General features: G+C 63.1%; 15 protein-coding genes. 7 read left to right on the top strand and 8 right to left on the bottom strand.

Annotated elements, in window-relative coordinates:
* Window positions 1-14 precede the first annotated feature (14 nt).
* The gene (locus tag ACYVHH_RS10650) at window positions 15-809 is read right to left on the bottom strand and encodes a crotonase/enoyl-CoA hydratase family protein (protein WP_460565118.1); all 795 of its coding nucleotides are present in this window, start codon (window positions 807-809) and stop codon (window positions 15-17) included.
* A gap of 217 nt (window positions 810-1026) precedes the next feature.
* Between ACYVHH_RS10650 and ACYVHH_RS10645 the strand changes: the two genes are divergently transcribed.
* From ACYVHH_RS10645 to ACYVHH_RS10635, 3 genes are read left to right on the top strand one after another with little or no spacing between them, the layout of a single operon-like run.
* Window positions 1027-1650, top strand: a complete 624-nt coding sequence (locus tag ACYVHH_RS10645; protein WP_460565117.1) for a TetR/AcrR family transcriptional regulator — start codon at window positions 1027-1029, stop codon at window positions 1648-1650.
* A gap of 39 nt (window positions 1651-1689) precedes the next feature.
* The gene (locus ACYVHH_RS10640) at window positions 1690-2559 is read left to right on the top strand and encodes an amidohydrolase family protein (RefSeq protein WP_460565116.1); all 870 of its coding nucleotides are present in this window, start codon (window positions 1690-1692) and stop codon (window positions 2557-2559) included.
* Between the two features lie 48 nt (window positions 2560-2607).
* The gene (locus tag ACYVHH_RS10635) at window positions 2608-3621 is read left to right on the top strand and encodes a GGDEF domain-containing protein (protein ID WP_460565115.1); all 1014 of its coding nucleotides are present in this window, start codon (window positions 2608-2610) and stop codon (window positions 3619-3621) included.
* Here the strand turns inward: ACYVHH_RS10635 and ACYVHH_RS10630 are convergent.
* The 6 genes from ACYVHH_RS10630 to ACYVHH_RS10605 form a co-directional block, all read right to left on the bottom strand.
* Window positions 3599-4189 (bottom strand): hemerythrin domain-containing protein, encoded by a 591-nt coding sequence (locus ACYVHH_RS10630; protein WP_460565114.1) that lies wholly within the window; start codon window positions 4187-4189, stop codon window positions 3599-3601. The two genes, ACYVHH_RS10635 and ACYVHH_RS10630, sit on opposite strands and share 23 nt — an antisense overlap.
* Window positions 4186-4536, bottom strand: a complete 351-nt coding sequence (locus tag ACYVHH_RS10625; protein ID WP_460565113.1) for a thioredoxin family protein — start codon at window positions 4534-4536, stop codon at window positions 4186-4188. The genes ACYVHH_RS10630 and ACYVHH_RS10625 overlap by 4 nt, the downstream gene beginning before the upstream one ends.
* Window positions 4526-5839 carry a c-type cytochrome gene (locus ACYVHH_RS10620; RefSeq protein WP_460565112.1) on the bottom strand — a complete coding sequence of 438 codons (1314 nt, stop codon included), beginning with the start codon at window positions 5837-5839 and terminating at the stop codon, window positions 4526-4528. Before ACYVHH_RS10620 ends, ACYVHH_RS10625 begins: the two co-directional genes overlap by 11 nt.
* A 53-nt stretch (window positions 5840-5892) precedes the next feature.
* Window positions 5893-6597 carry a c-type cytochrome gene (locus ACYVHH_RS10615; RefSeq protein ID WP_460565111.1) on the bottom strand — a complete coding sequence of 235 codons (705 nt, stop codon included), beginning with the start codon at window positions 6595-6597 and terminating at the stop codon, window positions 5893-5895.
* 70 nt (window positions 6598-6667) lie between these two features.
* Complete coding sequence (locus ACYVHH_RS10610; protein WP_460565110.1) at window positions 6668-7456, bottom strand: enoyl-CoA hydratase/isomerase family protein; 789 nt, start codon at window positions 7454-7456, stop codon at window positions 6668-6670.
* Window positions 7457-7467: 11 nt separating this feature from the next.
* Entirely contained in the window at window positions 7468-9663 is a 2196-nt protein-coding gene (locus ACYVHH_RS10605) for a cyclic nucleotide-binding domain-containing protein (protein WP_460565109.1), read from the bottom strand.
* A gap of 369 nt (window positions 9664-10032) precedes the next feature.
* On the opposite strand from ACYVHH_RS10605, the gene ACYVHH_RS10600 reads away from it, so the two are divergent.
* Complete coding sequence (locus ACYVHH_RS10600) at window positions 10033-12132, top strand: putative bifunctional diguanylate cyclase/phosphodiesterase (protein WP_460565108.1); 2100 nt, start codon at window positions 10033-10035, stop codon at window positions 12130-12132.
* 29 nt (window positions 12133-12161) lie between these two features.
* A complete protein-coding gene (locus ACYVHH_RS10595) occupies window positions 12162-13448 on the top strand; it encodes an ABC transporter substrate-binding protein (protein ID WP_460565107.1) in 1287 nt (428 codons plus the stop codon).
* A gap of 50 nt (window positions 13449-13498) precedes the next feature.
* On the opposite strand, the gene ACYVHH_RS10590 is transcribed toward ACYVHH_RS10595, so the two are convergent.
* Window positions 13499-14305, bottom strand: a complete 807-nt coding sequence (locus ACYVHH_RS10590; RefSeq protein WP_460565106.1) for an IclR family transcriptional regulator — start codon at window positions 14303-14305, stop codon at window positions 13499-13501.
* Window positions 14306-14462: 157 nt separating this feature from the next.
* On the opposite strand from ACYVHH_RS10590, the gene ACYVHH_RS10585 reads away from it, so the two are divergent.
* Both ACYVHH_RS10585 and ACYVHH_RS10580 read left to right on the top strand, forming a co-directional pair.
* Window positions 14463-15419: an MBL fold metallo-hydrolase gene (locus ACYVHH_RS10585; RefSeq protein ID WP_460565105.1), complete on the top strand. Its 957-nt coding sequence runs from the start codon at window positions 14463-14465 to the stop codon at window positions 15417-15419.
* 18 nt (window positions 15420-15437) lie between these two features.
* Window positions 15438-15980: a VOC family protein gene (locus tag ACYVHH_RS10580; RefSeq protein WP_460565104.1), complete on the top strand. Its 543-nt coding sequence runs from the start codon at window positions 15438-15440 to the stop codon at window positions 15978-15980.
* The last annotated feature ends 12 nt before the right edge of the window (window positions 15981-15992 follow it).

Below are 15992 nucleotides of genomic sequence, written 5' to 3'. Positions count from 1 at the left end.
GCGTTGGCCTGGCATCAACCCTTTTGCACCTTGGCGGCCTTGCCTTGCAGGAAGGCACGCACGCGTTCTTTCGCTTCCGGAGCGGCCTGGGCAATGGATGCCATCAGCGCTTCGGTGAAGAAGCCGTGGTCGGCCGGCTGTTCGGCAATGCGCGGCAGCGCGTGCATGAGCGCGTAGTTGGTGAGTGGGGCGTTGGTGGCAATGCGCTGGGCCAGCTCCAGCGCCTTTTCCAGCGCGGTGCCCGTGGGTACCAGGTACTGCGCCAGGCCGATGCGCTCGCCGTCCACGGCGTTGTAGACGCGGCCGGTCAGCATCATGTCGGTCATGCGGGCTGCGCCAATCAGCTTGGGGATGCGCACCGCACCGCCACCGCCCACGAAGATGCCGCGCGTGCCTTCCGGCAGCGCAAAGAACGTGGTTTCGTCTGCCACGCGGATGTGGCAGGCGCTGGCCAGTTCCAGCCCGCCGCCCACCACGGCGCCGTGCATGGCGGCAATCACCGGCACGGGGCCTTGCTGCACCTGATCCAGTGCGTTGTGCCACATGCGGGAGTGGTGCACGCCTTCGCCTGCGTCACGTTCCTGCAGTTCAGACAGGTCCAGCCCTGCGCAGAAGTGGTCGCCTTCGCCGTGGATGACGGCAGCGCGCGCCTCGGTCGGCAGGTTCTGGAAAACGTCGCGGATGGCCAGGATGAGGCCGTCGCTCAGCGCGTTGCGCTTGGCCGGGCGGCGCAGGCGGATGACCGCAACCGCACCCTGCATTTCGAGGTGGATGGCTTCGGTGGCGGGAGGGGTGGGGCGGGTCGTCATGGCGGGTGATCTTTCCAAGATGTTGATGTCCTGATACAGTTATAAATAATAACTAAATTGACGTGCCTTGTCTCTCTCTGCGATTAGGGGTTTACCCTGGATTGCATGGTCCTGATCGTTACCATACAAAACTGTATGGAAGCATTTTGGAGCTTTTCCTCGAACGCAACATCCGGGTAAACCCAGCCCCTGCCTTCCGTCGCTATGATCCTTTCGCATGTCCACCGGCAGCACCCATCCACCCGCACCGGCCGAGAAGGCCGGGGCCGCCTCGCGCAACACCTTGTCACCCCAGGACTGGCTGCGTGTGGCCGCCGACGTGCTGGTGGAAAAGAGTGTGGAAGGGGTGCGTGTGGACGTGCTGGCGCGCACGCTGAAGGTCACGCGCGGCAGCTTCTACTGGCACTTTGCCGACCGGGAAGACTTGCTGCAGCGCTTGTTGCAAGGCTGGAAACAGACCCAGACCGAGCACGTGATTGCCGTGCACGGGCGGCATGGGGTGCAAGCGCAGGCACGCATCCACGAACTGGCGGGCCTGCCGTTCCATGGCGCCAGCGCCCAGCGGGGCGGCGCCGTGGAACTGGCCATCAGGGCATGGGCGCGCCGTGACGACACCGCCCGCGCCGTGGTGGACGAGGTGGACGCCATGCGTCTGCGCTACATCGAAACCAGCTTCGCCGAGCTGGGTTTCGAGCAGCAGCAGTGCCGCAACCGCGCCTTTGTGCTGTACAGCTACATGCAGGCCGAATCCCTTTTCCGCGCGCAGGGCAGCGACGAAGACAAGGCCGCGCGGCGTGCCTTCGTCGAGCGGCTGCTCACCCACCAACCCTTGCCTTTCTGACGGCTGGCTGCCTTGCCAGTCCCAACACCGGAGACCCACATGAAACACGAAGACCTCATTGCCATCGACATCCACACCCATGCCGAGGTGAGCTGCTGGAACCCCTTTGACAACTACGGCGAGGAATACGACCGCGCTGCCGACAAGTACTTTGGCAGCGACCGCCGCCCCACCATCGCCGAAACGGTGGCCTACTACCGCGAGCGCAAGATCGGGCTGGTGATGTTCACCGTGGACAGCGAATCCAAGCTGGGCCGCAGGCGCATTCCCAACGAAGAAATTGCCCAGGCCGCGCGCGAGAACAGCGACATGATGATGGCCTTCGCCAGCATCGATCCGCACAAGGGCAAGATGGGTGCGCGCGAGGCCGAACGCCTGATCAAGGAAGAGGGCATCAAGGGCTTCAAGTTCCACCCCACGGTGCAGGGCTACCACCCCTACGACAAGATGGCCTGGCCCATCTACGAGGTCATCAACCACCACAAGATGCCCGCCATCTTCCACACCGGGCACAGCGGCATTGGCAGCGGCATGCGCTGTGGCGGCGGCCTGCGGCTGGAGTATTCCAACCCCATGCACCTGGACGACGTGGCCATCGATTTCCCCGACATGCAGATCGTGATGGCGCACCCCAGCTTCCCCTGGCAGGACGAGGCGCTTTCCGTGGCCACGCACAAGCCCAACGTGTGGATCGACCTGAGCGGCTGGAGCCCCAAGTACTTCCCCAAGCAGCTCGTGCAGTACGCCAACACCCTGCTGAAAGACCGCGTGTTGTTCGGTAGCGACTACCCGCTCATCACGCCCGAGCGCTGGATGAGGGATTTCGAGGTGGCGGGCTTCAAGCCTGAGGTGATGCCGGGCATACTTAAGGGCAACGCGGTTCGTTTGCTGGGGCTGGACAAGACCTGACCCTGTGCAACCGGGCGCCCCTCCCGCGCGATCAACACCTTGCACGCCATGTCCCAACAGGCTCTGGATACCCCTGCGAACCCGCCGCCGCTGCTGCCATTCGGTAGTGCCGACGAGGCCCTTGAAACCGTGCTGGCCTGCCTGCGCAGTTTCATTCCGTTCCGCCTGTGGATGGTCACGCGCCTGGACGATGACGACTGGACGGTGGTCAGGAGCCTGGACGAGGGTTATGGCGCCCGGCCGGGAAAAATCTTCAGCTGGAGCGGCACCTACTGCTCGCGCATGGCGCGCGGAGAGGCGCCGATGTTCGCCGAGCATGCGCAGGAGGTGGAGATGTACCGACAGGCGCCCATCAACGGCGAGGTGCCATTGCCCATTGGCGCCTACATCGGCCTGCCGCTCTACAAGGAGCGTGGCGAGCTGGCCGGGACTTTGTGCGCGCTTGACCCTCTGCCTCAACCCCCGCTAGGCGAGCAGCAGCGTTTGCTGGTGAGCACGCTGGCACGCTCCCTGAGCACGTTGCTGGCGGTGCACGCCCGTGCGGAAGAAGCCAGCCGCCGGGCCGAACGCCACCGCTACGAGGCCGAGACCGACCCCCTGACGGGCTTGTGCAACCGCCGGGGTTGGGAGCTGGCCTTGCGCGACCAGGAGTCTGCCACGAGGCGCATGGTGCAGAACGCGCTGGTGCTGGTGATCGATCTGGACGATCTGAAGACTGTCAACGACACGCGCGGCCACGAAGCGGGCGACGAGCTGCTCCAGCGGGCGGCGCGGGTCATCCACCAGCAGTTCCGCGATCTGGACGTGGTGGCACGCATTGGCGGTGACGAGTTTGCCGTGCTGGTGCCGGGGGCTTCTTCCCGGGAGAGTTTGAAGCTCCAGGACCGCCTTCGCGGCGCGCTGGCCGAAGCCCGGGTGGCAGCCTCGGTGGGCGCTGCGCTACGCCTGTCGCACGACTCGATGAACCAGACGATAGCCGCCGCCGACGCCGCGATGTACAAGGAGAAGGCGGCCCGCAAGCGCAGCGGGCCGTTCGCCGTCAACCCTGCGTCAAAGGCTTGACGCCGCGCCGCTCCATCATGTCTTGGCTCATGGCCTGCAGGGCTTCGGTGGCGATGTTGGCGCTGGCGTCCGGGTAGACGATGCCGTCTTCGTCGCGCAGGTGCCGTTCGTAGAGGTTGGCAAAGCTGTCCAGCAGCGCATCTGCGTCCTGCCCCCAGGGCTGCCAGGGCTGCCAGGGCTGTGCGGTGTCGGCCACGGCCTGCAGCAGGGTGCGTACCTTCGGCCACAGGGTTTCCATCTCTCGGTGGTCACGCATCAGCTGTTCGGTCGCCTCCTTCACGCGGGTGTTGCCGCTGGCCAGTGTCAAGGGGAACACGTGCAGCTCCTCGTCCTGGTGGTGCAGCGGGGCGGCCTGGTCGAAGTAGCGCATCACGTCACGCGCGGCGGTGCTGGCGTCGGTGTCCCGCCCGTGCGTGTGCAAATGCGCGCGCAGGCGTTGCAACAGGCCAAGCATTCGCTCCACGCGTTCGTGGCAGGCGGCCAGCATCTCGAACGGGGCTTCAAAGCCGCTGGCCGGGGCGCGATGGCCCGGCAGGGGGATGGGGGCGGTGTGGCGGGAGGTGTTCATGGGCGGGTGGCTTGTGCCTTGATGGCCTGGAAGGCCTGCCAGACGGCTGGGTCGTGCGCCCGTGCGGCGACTTTTCCGCTGGCGAAGGGCCGCACGAAATGCGCCAGAGCGTCGGCCTTGTTGGGGCCGGGGGCGAAGAGCCGTACGCCTTCGTCGGCGGCGATCAGGTAGGTGGGGAAGGTGTCCACGTCCAGGTCACCCAGCAGGTGTTCGTCGTCCTCGATGTCCACCCAGTGCCAGCGCACGCCGGGGTGGGTGTCGCGCAACTGGGCGAACTCGGGTGCGAGGTCGCGGCAGATGTGGCACCACTGCGCGCACAGGCAGACGACCCAGAGTTCAGCGTCCATGGTCGCTCCTGAGGCGGTGGATGTCCAGTTCGGTCACGGGCGAGGATTGGTGGCCCCAGCTGGACCGCAGGTGCGTGAGCAGCGCGGCCAGGGCGGTGTCGTCCAGCTCCAGCAGGAAGGGGGGCATGCCGAAGGGGCGGGGCAGGTCCGGGGTGGCCAGGCCGAAGCCGCCGTCCATGACGATCTGCGCCAGGTTCGCGGGCGAGTCCATGGTCACCGTGCGGTTGCCCGCCAGCGCGGGATAGCCCATCTGCCCGTTGGCAAGCTGGAAGCCCTGGCCCTGTTCGCCATGGCAGCTGGCGCAGTGCTTGTCGTAGAGCCGGGCGCCCAGGGTGGCATTGTTTGCGGCGGCAGGGCGGCTGGTCTGAGGGCGTGCAAGGGTGGGCAGGCCTGCCAGGTAGGCGGCCACGGCCCGCAGGTCTTCGGCTTGCCAGTGCCGCATGCTCAGCGCCACCACTTCGGCCATGGGACCAGATGCCACGTGGCTGCCGCTGCGGCCTTGGCCCAGCAGGCGCACCACATCTTCCAGTGCCCAGCCCTGAACGCCGGCTTCACCGGTGTCGTGCAGCGAAGGGGCGTACCACCCGGAAGGCAGTGTGCCGCCAGTGAGGGCCAGTGCGTCGCGCGCGCCGCCCCAGCCGTCTCGCGGGGCGTGGCAGGCGCTGCAATGGCCCAGGCCCTGCACCAGGTAGCGCCCGCGGGCGATCTCGTCCGTATGACCGGGGGCGCTGGCCTGTTCAGCGGCGGGCTTGAAGTAGAGCGCCCGCCACACCTTCAGGGCGGCTTGCGTGTTGTACGGCCAACGCAGCTCACTGGGGCGGCTGGGGGTGTCATCAGGCGGCAGGGTCTGCAGGAAGGCGAACAGCGCGTCGCTGTCTTCCCGGCTCACATGGGTGGTGTTGGTGTACGGGAACGCTGGGCTGAGCCAGCGGCCGCCGGGTGCCTGACCGAAGTGCAGGGCGCGCCAGAAATCGCTGGCTGACCATCCACCCAGGCCCTGTGCGCTGGGGGTTAGGTTGGGGCCATAGACGGTGCCGAACGGGGTGGGCACAGCCGTACCCCCTGCGTAGGGCGGTTGGCCGGGCAGGCTGTGGCAACCCTGGCAGTTGCCCAGCGTGGCCAGGTAGCGGCCGCGCTCGATCAGTGCCGCGTCGGCGGGCGTCTGGCTTGCGGCTTGTGCAGACACGGCAATGGGTTTTGCGGGCCAGAAAACCCAGGCTGTCAGCGCGGCCAGGGCCAGGGGAAACAGCCACCACAGCCAGCGCAGGCGGCCGGTGTTGGCGGGGGAATTGGTGGCAGGCATGTGTCGAGGGATCTTGTGCAGGGTGTGCGGGTGAAGGCGCGCTCAATGTGCACTCAGTGCGCGCTGCCACACTGCATGGGGGCGGGCGTGGCGGTGGGTGGCAGTTGGGCCAGCACGGGCGCGGGCTGTGACGACAGCCAGGCACTCAGCGTGGCAATGTCCTCGGGGGCGAGGCGCCGGGCGATGTCACCCATGCAGTCCGGGGCGTGGGCGCGGCGCAGGCCGTTGCGCCAGGCACCCAGCTGGGCGTTGAGGTAGTCGCGCGGGAGCCCGAGCAGGCCCGGGGTGGCGGGCAGGGTGCCCATCAGGGCGGTGCCATGGCAGGCCACGCAGGCCGGTACCTGGCGCTGGGCGTCCCCGTGCAGCACCAGTTGGCGGGCGCGTTCTGCCTGGGCGGGGGCGAGCGTGGCAGGCACGGGCGCCGGGTAGGGCACCTTCTGCGCGGCAAAGTGCTCGGCCATGTCGCGCAGGTAGGCGTCTTCCTGGTGCAGCAACAGTGTCGTCATGGGCCGGTACTGGCGGCGGCCCTGCTGGAAGTTGAGCAGCTGGTGGTAAAGGTAGGCGGCAGGTTTGCCCGCCAGCCGGGGGTAGTAGCCATCGGGGCCGGCGCGGCCCTGGTCGCCATGGCAGAAGGTGCAGGCGGCCAGGCGCTGGGCCAGCGTGTCTTGCGGCACCTGGCGGGTGGCCTGTGCGTGCACTCCCTGTGCAAGGCCGAGCAGGCCCAGGGCCAGCGCGGCGATAACCGTCGAACGTTTCATAGCCTGCGAATTTAACCCGTATCGGGCAGCGCGCCCACGCGCTGCCGAAATCGCCGTGGCTGGTGGAAGGTCAGCGGCCGTGGAACACCGGGGGGCGGCGCTCGGCAAAGGCCCGGCGCCCTTCGGCAAAGTCCTGGCTTCGCAGGGTCATGGCTTGCCGCTGGTACAGCTGCTCGGCGTCGTACAGGCCGTTGGTAATGTCGCTGAGCGAGCGTTTGGTGGCCTGCGCTGCCAGCGGTGCCAGCCGCGACACGTCGGCCACCAGGGCCGCCACCGTGGGCAGGAAGTGCTCGGTGTCCGCCACCTCCATCAGCACGCCCAGGTCCAGCAGTTCTTCCACGGGCATGGGGCGCGCCGTCAGGAAGGCGCGGCGCGCCGCGTTGATGCCGAAGTTGGCCACGTAGCGGCGCAGCCCGCTGGGGTAGTAATGCAGGCCCAGCGCGGCGGCAGGCATGCGGAATTCGCTGCCGCTCAGGCCCACGCGCAGGTCGCAGGCCAGTGCCATGTCGGTGGCGCCGCCATAGACGCTGCCATTGAGTGCGCCTATCAGCACCGGGCGCAGGGCGGCCAGGGCTTCCACGGTCTGCTCGAACAGCTGAGTGTCCTGGCCTTCGCCCTCGAAACCACCCACGTCGTAACCGGCGCAAAACACCGGGCGCGGCTGCCCAGCCGTGTTGGCGGTGAGCACCACCACGCGCACAGAAGGGTCTGCATCAATGCGCTCGCAGTGGGCGATGATCTCGCGCAGGTCTTCCGGTTGCAGGCGGTTGCGTTTTTCGGGGCGGTTGATCCACAGGGTGGCCACGCTGTCCTTGATGGAGAGAACTGGGGGGGTGGCCTGGTCGGGAAGTGTCGTCATGAAAAGTTGTGTCAGGAGCGTCGGGGGCCGGTCTTGGCGGGCCCCGGCATGCCATTGTGATTGCGCGCCGCCGCTTGCACGCTGACCTTGCGCAGGCGCGAGGCCAGGTCCAGCGACATGTTGGTGAGCAGCCGTTGCACGATACGGGGGTGATTGTGCGCCAGGCGGTCGAATGCCTCGCGCTTGAGCACGGCGGCGCGCATGGGGGTCTCGGCCACCACGGTGGCGGAGCGGCTGGCGCCGTCCAGGAAGCCGACTTCACCCACCAGCGTGCCGCTGCGCACCCCAGCCAGCCGCACCGGCTGCTGGCCGTCCACCGGCATGATCACACTGCCCGTGCCTTGCAGGATGAGCAGGATGCAGTCGCTCGGGTCACCTTTGCGCACCAGGGGCTCGCCCGGCCCGAAGTCGGCGTACTCCATATGCTGCAGTACGACTGCTTGTTCCGGTTGTGACAGCTGCCGCAGCAGGCTGGCGGCCTCCAGGGCCGACTCCTCGTCCTTCGGCAGTTCTTCGCCGTAGGTGTGGATCAAGTGGTTTTCGGCCCACTCCAGGGCTCGGTCCAGGTCAGGCGCCCATTGCGCGGCGCCCAGGTGCTGGGCCAGTATCTCGTGCACGGTCTCGTCCTGCAGCTGGGTGCCCGCGTGAACCACCTTGACGCCGTTGGAGCGCGCATGGGTTTCCAGCCGCTGCACCATCTGCGCCAGGCTGGTGTCTATGCTGCGCACACCCGACCAGTCCAGAATGGCCACCTCGCTGCCCGCCAGTTGCGCGCGCACGCTGGCGTTGAGTTGCTCCGCCGAAACGAAGAACTGGTTGCTGTCCAGCTCGAAGACGCGGATGCCGTCGGCGTGCCGGGCCAGCAGTTCCAGCTCGCCGCGCGAGCGTGCGCAGTTGGAGCTGAGCTGCCTGCCGGTGAGCACGCGTTGCACGGGCTTGCGCGTGTTGCGGTGGGCGTGCAGCAGCAAGCCCAGCACCAGCCCCACGAAGAGCGCCGCCACCATGTTGATGAGCAGCGAAGCCGCCATCACGCACAGAATCACCACCAGGTCCTCCATGGCATGTGCCGACACCTTGCGGTGCCGCAGCCACTGGAGCAGGTTGCGGGCCGAAGGGCGGTCCCACATGAGCCAGGCGTCAAACAGGAAGGTGCCCACCAGTGCCGACAGGGGCACCCACGCCAGGGCCTGGCTGGCATAGAGCAGGGCGGTGGCCCCTGCCATGGTGAGCAGCAAGGAGGCATTCAGCCGCGAACTGCGCGTGGCCGCCTGTGCCACATTGGGTGAGCCGGACATGGGCGGGGCGCCTGCCAGGCCGGACAGCGTCATCGCGCAGGATTGCAGCACCTTGTCCTTGGCGCGCAGCCGCTGGCGGTCGTCCTTCTGCGCGAGCATCTGGCCCGTCACCACCGTGTTCAAAAAGAGCAGCACCCCCAGGATGAGGCCGTTCTGCAGCAGCAGCAACAGCAGGCTGCCGGACTGCACGCCGGGCGCCCACAGGTTCGCCATCTGGGCCTGGGCAATGGGCAGCGTCCAGGTGGCGCCCTGCATCAACTTGGGGATGGGGGTTTCTGGCGTGCCCAGCATGGCTGCCAGCAAGGCGCCCGCCACCAGCGCACCGGCAGTTGCTGGCCAGCGCGGCCTGAAGCGCCGCAGGGTCACCGCAGACAGGAACACCCCCACCGCAATGAGCACGGCAGGCCAGTAGGTAAACCCGCTGGACTGTTCATGGATGGCCTTGGATTGGCTGATCAGCAGGGCCACGGAGATGCTGTTGCTGAATCCGAGGTAGACCGGGGCGGGAATGAAGCGGGCGAACCTTTCGGCGCGTGCCAGCCACAGCAGGCCCACCACCACGCCAGCCAACGTCGCCATCGATATTGCCAAGGCCAGCCGTACCTCAGGTGTGGCGGGCAGTCCCAGGGAAGGGGCGTGCGCAGCCACCTGCTGCACCATCGCTGCCAGCGTAGCGGCTTCGAAAAAACGCGCGGCGAACACCACGGGCCGCCGCGATCCGGCGGTCAGCGCGTGCATCAGCACGATGGCCAGGCAGCCCGCCAGCACACCCAGTCCCAGGAACTGCGGCCCTATGCTCCCGTAGACGATGACGGTAGCCCCCAAGGTCGTGGGGATGGATACCGCCGCGCCGTCAATGCCGGCGCTGATGGACGAAACCCCGCCTCTCCTGTTTTCCTCCGGCATGGCCATGTGCCCTCTTGTTGCTTGGATGTGATGTTTGCATTTTTCATCATATCCGTCGCAACTCCAAGGGCTGTACTTTCCTGGGCGCCGACTGACACACAGATCGCTTACACCGTTGGTGGAGAACTGCAGGACACCGGCGCAAGGGCGCTTCAGGCCGCATTGGCACAAATAGATTCGCTAAGCGTCAGCCGCAAGCCAAAGTGGCAAGCTGGTATGTAAGGAAGTTCTTACACCAAATCATCATATCCTGATAGCGAGCACAAACCGCATCTGGCATAGTCTGTCACCCTCGGGGTGATCAACGCCATAAATACCGATTCGGATAGTGATGCATATTGCTTGGCGAAATTAATACTGACGTCTTCGTGAAAAATGAATATCGGCCATTCCAGCAAAGTTGATCAGGTTGCGCTTGATCAACAAATAAAATCGGTCTCCCGATTTTATTTGGGAACGCTGGCTGCGGTGATGATGATCGCACTGTCGATCTACGCCATCATGCAGGTGGTTCTTGACCGCCATTCAGCACAGCAAAGCATCAGTTTTCTCGTCAGCAGTCAATTTATAAAATTTCAACAGCTGACAAACACCGCGCGTGCCTTGATGCGCGCATCTGCAGATGCGGCAGTCCCGGTCAATGTGCTGGATCGCTTGATCGATGACATGAATCAGAAGATATCTGAAGTCAGGGATATCAGCGCGCAGCTGCAACTACATCATGAGCGTCTGGGTGATGATACTGCACCAAGCGAGCACGATCTACTTTTGCGAAGCTTTCTTGAGCGGGCCGAAATGCTTGGCAAGATCGATAACAATAGCCGCCGCCGTCGTTACTCCTACTGGGGGGCGATTGATTTTGCTGCGGCATCAGATGGTTTCATTATGCGTGGTTTTCAGGAGAAAATCCAGCAATCCTTCACGAAGAGCGAGGCCAGCATTGCTACAGCTAAACAGATCAGCGCCTTGCTGATCTTGTCGCTTGTGGTTGCATTGCTTGCGGTGGGTGTTTTTATTCTTAATCCGCTGCTCAAGAAATTGCGCGTGGAATACGAGAAAAAGAAGGTATTCGAGCAGCGATTGTCGGATCTTGCCCACACAGATGGTCTGACCGGCCTGCCGAATCGCATGTCGTTCATCAAGTTGCTCGATCAGTTGGTTGCCTCCCGTGCAGTCGATGGAGAGGGGGCAAGCGTCAGTTCATTTGTCATTCTTCTGATCGATCTGGATTATTTCAAGGAGGTCAATGACACATTTGGCCACCCAACTGGAAATGGTTTGTTGATCGAAGTGGCGAAGAGAATTGCATCTGCAGTGGATGCCGATGCCATGGCGGCCCGATTGAGTGGCGATGAATTCGCTGTTCTTGCACCAAATCTTTCAACAGAAGAGGAGGCGGAAGAGCTTGCAGAGAGGATACGCAAGAATCTGTTTCAGCCGTATCTCATAGATGGGCATGCGCTCAATATATCAGGCAGCATTGGTGGCGCCATCTTTCCAGAGCATGGAAACAATGCAGCGGACATCATTCGTTGTGCCGATCTTGCGCTGTATGCCGCCAAGACGAAACGAAACCACCTGACCATATTTACCGGATCGATGATGGCTCATCGCCTTGCTGAAAGCAAGCTCCGTGCAGCCATTTTCAATGCGGTAGAGAATGACGAGTTTCTTGTTTACTACCAACCCAAGGTCGATGCCGTAAATGGCCGGCATGTGGGCTTCGAGGCGCTGGTGCGTTGGCATCATCCAGATTTGGGTATTCTCGCCCCGGGACGCTTTCTCCATCTTCTTGATACAGCTTCGTCGATAACGGCGATGACCGAGGTCGTCATCAACAAGGTCGCTCATGATATTCGGGCCTGGCGAGATGCTGGTCTGTCGTATGGCAGTGTTGCGATCAACATGCCCGAGGCAGTGTTGATTTCCGAGGCTGCCTACGACATGTTGTCCGATGCGGTAGAGCGTTTTTTGATTGATTGGAGTGATCTGGCCATAGAAATTACTGAAGACGTCTTTGTGAACAAATACCGAGAGCAGATTCTGGCAACTGTTGTCAAGCTGGCTCAGCGAGGTGTGTCAATCGCTCTGGACGACTTTGGTACAGGCTTCGCATCACTGACAAACCTCCGGGATTTTCAGTTCGACGATGTCAAGATCGATCGCAGCTTCGTGTCGAATATCGGGATCGATTCGAAGTCGGAGCAGATCATCAAGGCAGTGGTGAGTTTGGTTGGTAATCTTGGAAAAAATTGTGTTGCTGAAGGTGTGGAAACCCAAGAGCAAATTCTGTTCTTGCGGCAAGTTGGCTGTGTCATTGTGCAAGGCTATTTCTTTGCAAAGCCAGAGCCGTTTGATATGGCCACTCGCAGGCTGGAGTCAGGGGGTTTTCCGTGCGATGCATCTACACCCGGAAACATCGAGGCCCTGACTCAAAACGCTAAACCCTTATTTGAGTCATTGATAGGCTCCTGAACAGCAGATTACGATAATTGGAGTTGACCATGAAAACACGCAGGCAATACGTCTTCTTGCAGTGTGCCACACTCGCATTCGCTGCTTCATTTCTTCCGAACGCGCATGCCGAGTCTTCACCAAACTCCGCTTCCAATAAAAGGGCGTTTCAGCCGACGGTGGAAGTGGTTCATTTCTGGATTTCGCAGAGCGAGAATAAAGCGCTCAACGTCTATCGCCAGGCGTGGAAGGGGCTAGGGGGCAAATGGAATGATCTGCCGGTCAAGGATAAAGATGCGGAGTTGAAGCTGGTTACAGACAGAATTGCCAATGGCTACCCCTCCACGGTGATGCAGTGGAATGCCAACGAGGGCAGCAAGGAACTTCCCGCCATGGGGGTTGTGCAAGATATTGAGGAGGTTGCTGCAGCCGATCATTGGCGAGACTTTCTACCCCAAAATGTGGTTGATCAGATCAGCTACAAGGGGCGCATCTATTTTGCGCCTACCAATATTCACGCCGAAAACTGGCTATGGACCAACAAGAAGATATTTGACAAACTTAAGTTGCCTGTGCCAACCAGTTGGGACAGCCTTCTTGACAGTGCCGCCAAGATCAAAGCCGCCGGTTACACCGCCGTCGCACTCGGATCAGGCATTTGGGAGATTTCTCTCATCTTCAATGACATTCTCTATTCCGTTTATGGCCACGCTGCTTATACACACCTGATGAGTGGCGGTGACCCAAAGGCAGCCATGAGGCCCGAGATGTTGAAGGCGCTCGGAATATTGCGGCAGATCAGCGCTTTTGCCGAGCCCGTCCGAAGCGGTAAAACTTGGGCGGATGCAACACTGTCTGTCGGCCGGGGCAACGCTGGCATGCAGTTCATGGGAGACTGGGCAAAGGGCGAGATGACCGAGGCAGGGCTGACCGCAGACAAGGATTTCCGTTGCACCTTGGCGCCGGGGACTGAATCTGTCTATCTCGTGGTGGTAGATGCCTTCGCCTTTCCGGTCACGAACAACGATCAGGATCGCCGGTCCCAGCTTCTCTTTGCGCGTCAGGTCATGAACACGGACAACCAGCTCGCCTTCAATCGCATCAAGGGTTCAATCCCTGTGCGGACCGACATTCAGCGCAAGCATCTCGATTCCTGCGGGAAAATTGGCCTTGATTTGATGTCTCGCAAGGGTGGTCAGGTTTCCGCTCAATCGATGACGATGCCCTCGCAGATGTCCCGGGGGTGGATTGATGTTGTCGCCGATTTCTTCAATGATCCCAAAATGACGCCTGCGAGTGCCCAACGTCAGTTGGCAGAAGTTTTGTCGCAAAAGTGACAGGGCGCGTATAACTGAGTCCACAGGCGGCCAGGGCGGCCGCTCCTTTCTTATGGTGTAGGGGCTCCCAGCCTTTGCGACAGGCTGGCCGCCACCTCGCGCAAGGCCTTGGCCTGTGTGCCCGCCGGGCGCAGGTCCAGCATCTTGCTCGGGCCAATGGCGGCGATGGCCAGCACCAGCCGCCCAAAGCCGTCAAACACCGGCACCGCCATGGCGCTGATGCCGGGCAGCAGTTCATCACGCACCTGGGTGATGCCCGATTGGCGGATTTCCTCCAGCTCGGCGGCGAACCCCGGCTGATCCAGCTCGCCAGCCAGACCCTCGCGCTCCAGCGCGGCAGCCACTTCGGGCCGCGCGTGGTACGCCGCAAAAATCTTGCCGGTGCCGGTGTGCCGCAGCGACGCCGGAACGCCGTGCCGCATCGCCACGTACACCGGTGTGGGGCCTTCCTCCACACGGATGATGACGGGGCCATGCCCGCCCCATACGGCGGCAGACACCGTGCAGCCCACGCGCTGCGCCAGCCCCGGCAGCTCGGCAATGGCCAGGCGCACCGGGTCCACCTGCTGCAGGCTGATCAGACCCAGCTGCATGGCCAGCGGGCCCAGCCCGTAATGGCCGCTCACCGGGTCCTGTTCGATCAGCCCCAGCTTGCCAAAGCTCACCAGGTAGGGGTGGGCCTTGGCTGGGGTCATGTCGGCTTCGCGGGCCAGGTCCTTCAGGGCCATGCGCCGGCCAGTGTGGGCCAGAGCCTTCAGCAACTGGCCGCCCACCTCCACGCTCTGAATGCCGCGAGACGTGCGTTCCTCTTGTTCCTCCACCGCCTCGCCTGGCGGGTTGTGCTTGGTCGTGTTCATCTTTAGATTGTCACTCTGTGCCAGCGGGCTGCGGCACACGGTTAGGGTTTTCACCTAAACGAATGTGTTTGTCAATATCGAACTTTGTCGTTAACATCGCGGCATTGATTTATGGCAAATGCATTTGCTATAGACGAATTTTCAGGAGTTTCACCGCATGAGCACCAAGACGTTTGCCTCCGCCGCCGATCTGGAAGAAAAGAAGGTCACCTTCGAACAGATCTCTGAACACGCCTGGGCCTACACGGCCGAAGGCGACCCGAACACCGGCATCATCATTGGCGACGACGCCGTGCTGGTGGCCGACACCCAGGCCACGCCCGCCATGGCCGCCGACGTGATCCGCCGCATCCGCGAAGTCACCGACAAGCCCATCAAGTACGTGGTGCTCACCCACTACCACGCCGTGCGCGTGCTGGGTGCCAGCGCCTACCAGCCGCAGCAGATCCTGGCCAGCCAGGACACCTACGACCTCATCGTCGAGCGCGGCGAGCAGGACAAGGCCAGCGAGATCGGCCGCTTCCCGCGCCTGTTCCGCAACCTGGAAACCGTGCCCGAAGGTCTGACCTGGCCGACCATGACCTTCACCGGCAAGATGACCCTGTGGCTGGGCAAGCTGGAAGTGCAGCTGCTGCAACTGGGCCGTGGCCACACCAAGGGCGACACCGTGGTGTGGCTGCCGGGCGAGAAGACCCTGCTGTCGGGCGACCTGGTCGAATTCGACGCCACCCCCTACGCGGGTGACGCCTACTTCCAGGACTGGCCCAACACGCTGGACAACATCGCCAAGCTCAACCCGCTGGCCCTGGTGCCCGGCCGTGGCCCGGCGCTGCGCGGCGAAGCGCAGGTGCAAAAGGGGCTGGAAGTCACGCGTTCCTTCATCAGCGACGTGTGGGCCAGCGTCAAGGCCGGTGCCGACGCCGGACGCGACCTGCGCAAGGTCTACGAAGAGACCTTTGCCAAGCTGCAGCCCAAGTACGGCGAGTGGGTGATCTTCAACCACTGCATGCCGTTCGACGTGACCCGCGCCTACGACGAGGCCACGCAGTTCCCCGATCCCCGCATCTGGACCGCCGAGCGCGACCGCCAGATGTGGCAGGCCCTTGAAGGTTGATCAACAGGAGACAAGACCATGAAACTCGACCGCATTCACCACGTTGCCTACCGCTGCAAGGACGCCAAAGAAACCGTGGAGTGGTACGTCAAGCACCTGAACATGGACTTCGTGCTGGCCATTGCCGAAGACCAGGTGCCCTCCACCAAGGCGCCGGACCCGTACATGCACGTGTTCCTGGACGCAGGGCAGGGCAACGTGCTGGCCTTCTTCGAACTGCCCAACTCCCCCGAGATGGGCCGCGACTCCAACACCCCCAACTGGGTGCAGCACATTGCCTTCAAGGTCGACAGCATGGCCACGCTGGAAGCCACCAAAGCCAAGCTGCAGGCTGACGGCATTGACGTGGTGGGCCCGACCGATCACACCATCTTCAAGAGCATCTACTTCTTCGACCCCAACGGCCACCGCCTGGAACTGGCGGCTGACGTGGGCACGCCCGAGATGTACAAGAAGCTCGACGAAGTGAAGTGGGACATGCTCAACGAGTGGGCGCAGACCAAGCGCGCACCCAAGCACGCCGCCTGGATGCACGAGCACGAGTTCAAGGCACTGGACTGATTCAAGAATAAG

The sequence above is a fragment of the Hydrogenophaga aquatica genome (genome assembly GCF_054780915.1).
The sequence above is the reverse complement of the archived record's forward strand: the minus strand, read 5'-3'. Positions and strand labels throughout refer to the sequence as shown.